Raw genomic sequence first — 1,727 nt, forward strand, 5'->3', positions numbered from 1 at the left:
TATATTTCATGTTGGAAAAAGAAATCCCAGACTCCAAAACGACTTCTTGACTACAAAGCTTCAAAGTAGTTAGAAAAAAAATTAGCACAAAAAATTTTATACGCATAGAAAATAAATTGGTTATTCCCGTATTGACATGAATGGTATTACGGACGTAGTTAAGGCTTGTACTAAGATATTTGAAGAAGTAGAAGCATCAGAGTAAATCTCAAAATTTCCTCTGGCAATAAAAAGTGTAACTCGATTGTTAATGGAAAGTTGACTTAATAAAGTCCTTGGCAAAGAAAATGATCCATTATCCGGAATTTCTTTGAAAAAAAGTAATTCTGAAAGTACAGCTTTGATTGGGTCGTTAGTATTGTCATCAATAATACCCAGAAATATAGATTGAGAGGGGTTATTGCGATCAGGATTCCAATTAATAGTAATATTTTGGCCTCTTGGAAGAGAAAAATCATTTGTAGGCCCGGGATCCATTTCAATTTGCGATGGTATGTAAAACCCATCGTCAGTGCTGTTTGATTTTTGATTCACAAGTGATCTAACAACACTACTAGTTGAAGATTTAGGAATATCAATTTTTACTCTTCGCCCAAATAATCCAGTTAATTTTTGAGTAGTAAAATCAGATGCTAATAAACTTTGTAAATTATATCCTGGTGACGTAGGGCTATTTATGAAAGGGATATCAATATCCTCAATTACTAAATTTCCGAAATTACTTGAAGTTTTTTTTATTTTATCACTAAAAAGTTTTCCATCTACCATTATGGTTGGAATATTTAACGGACCTCTTGTGCTACCCAATTTGTCTGAAATAATCGAGATATTCCCATCAAACTGAATATTTTGTGTTTCTAAATATTGCTTTACAAGTTCTCCAATTTCTATTTGGCTTTTGCTTGAAAATTCTTGACTAGCTTTTTTACAACCTAGAAATAAGAAAAGAAATGACAAGATTAAGGTATACTTTTTCATATTTTTTTTATTTCGTTTATTTTAATTTTATTAGACAACCACAAGTGCCTGAGCCATCGCTATTTCTAGCAGCTGGGTATGGCCTCATAGTAAGCAAGTTTCCGGATGGTGTACTTTGATACCCTTGGACGGCTGACCAATATGGCTTTCCGCCATTAAATTGAAATTCATCTTGACCTATCCTTCTTATTTCACTATTACAACCATAGGAGGGAGATGCAGTACATTCAATTGCGTCTACAATTACATCTACTTTGAAAGGAGGTCCCACGGGAATATCAATGGAGGTTTCAAAAATAGACTTATCAGGTCCAGTGGGACTCTTTTCTTTGTATGACCTAACTTTCTCATATCGAGAATTAATCAGTTCAAGCACAGTTATAGTTACGAGGTAATTTACATGTGAGGTTGATATTCCATTTACATCCCCATAATAGCTATTTTTTATGAAATCTGAAAGCCTCAATGTATATTTTTCAAATTTAGTTGTACTTATAACTGGGCTTTTACAAGAAAACATAGCTAGAGTCAAAACAAAGAAAGAAAAAGAAACGATTTTAAAAGGATTTTTTCAAATTTAATTTTACTCATAGTCGTTTTTTTAATGTTTGTTGGATAAAAGTAATAAAAATAGTTTTACGACATGTCGCATATTTTTAGGGGCAAAAAGCATCTAATTGATTGATTATCATTAAATAACAGCATTCAACAAAAAAGCCACTTTTCGTAAGTGGCTTTTTTATTGAAAT

At 32.0% G+C, this 1,727-nt stretch carries 2 protein-coding genes; both read right to left on the minus strand.

The annotated features are described in order from the left end of the window. Positions 1-120 precede the first annotated feature (120 nt). Complete coding sequence (locus ACOYLT_RS11845; protein ID WP_422854040.1) at positions 121-978, minus strand: hypothetical protein; 858 nt, start codon at positions 976-978, stop codon at positions 121-123. 16 nt (positions 979-994) lie between these two features. After that, entirely contained in the window at positions 995-1,354 is a 360-nt protein-coding gene (locus ACOYLT_RS11850; protein ID WP_422854041.1) for a hypothetical protein, read from the minus strand. Between the last annotated feature and the right edge of the window lie 373 nt (positions 1,355-1,727).

The sequence above is a fragment of the Flavobacterium sp. genome, assembly GCF_049318185.1.
Classification (GTDB): Bacteria; Bacteroidota; Bacteroidia; order Flavobacteriales; family Flavobacteriaceae; genus Flavobacterium.

Excerpts from the sequence above, each read along its gene's own strand:
- ACOYLT_RS11845 (WP_422854040.1), bottom strand. The coding sequence starts at position 978 with ATGAAAAAGTATACCTTAATCTTGTCATTTCTTTTCTTATTTCTAGGT.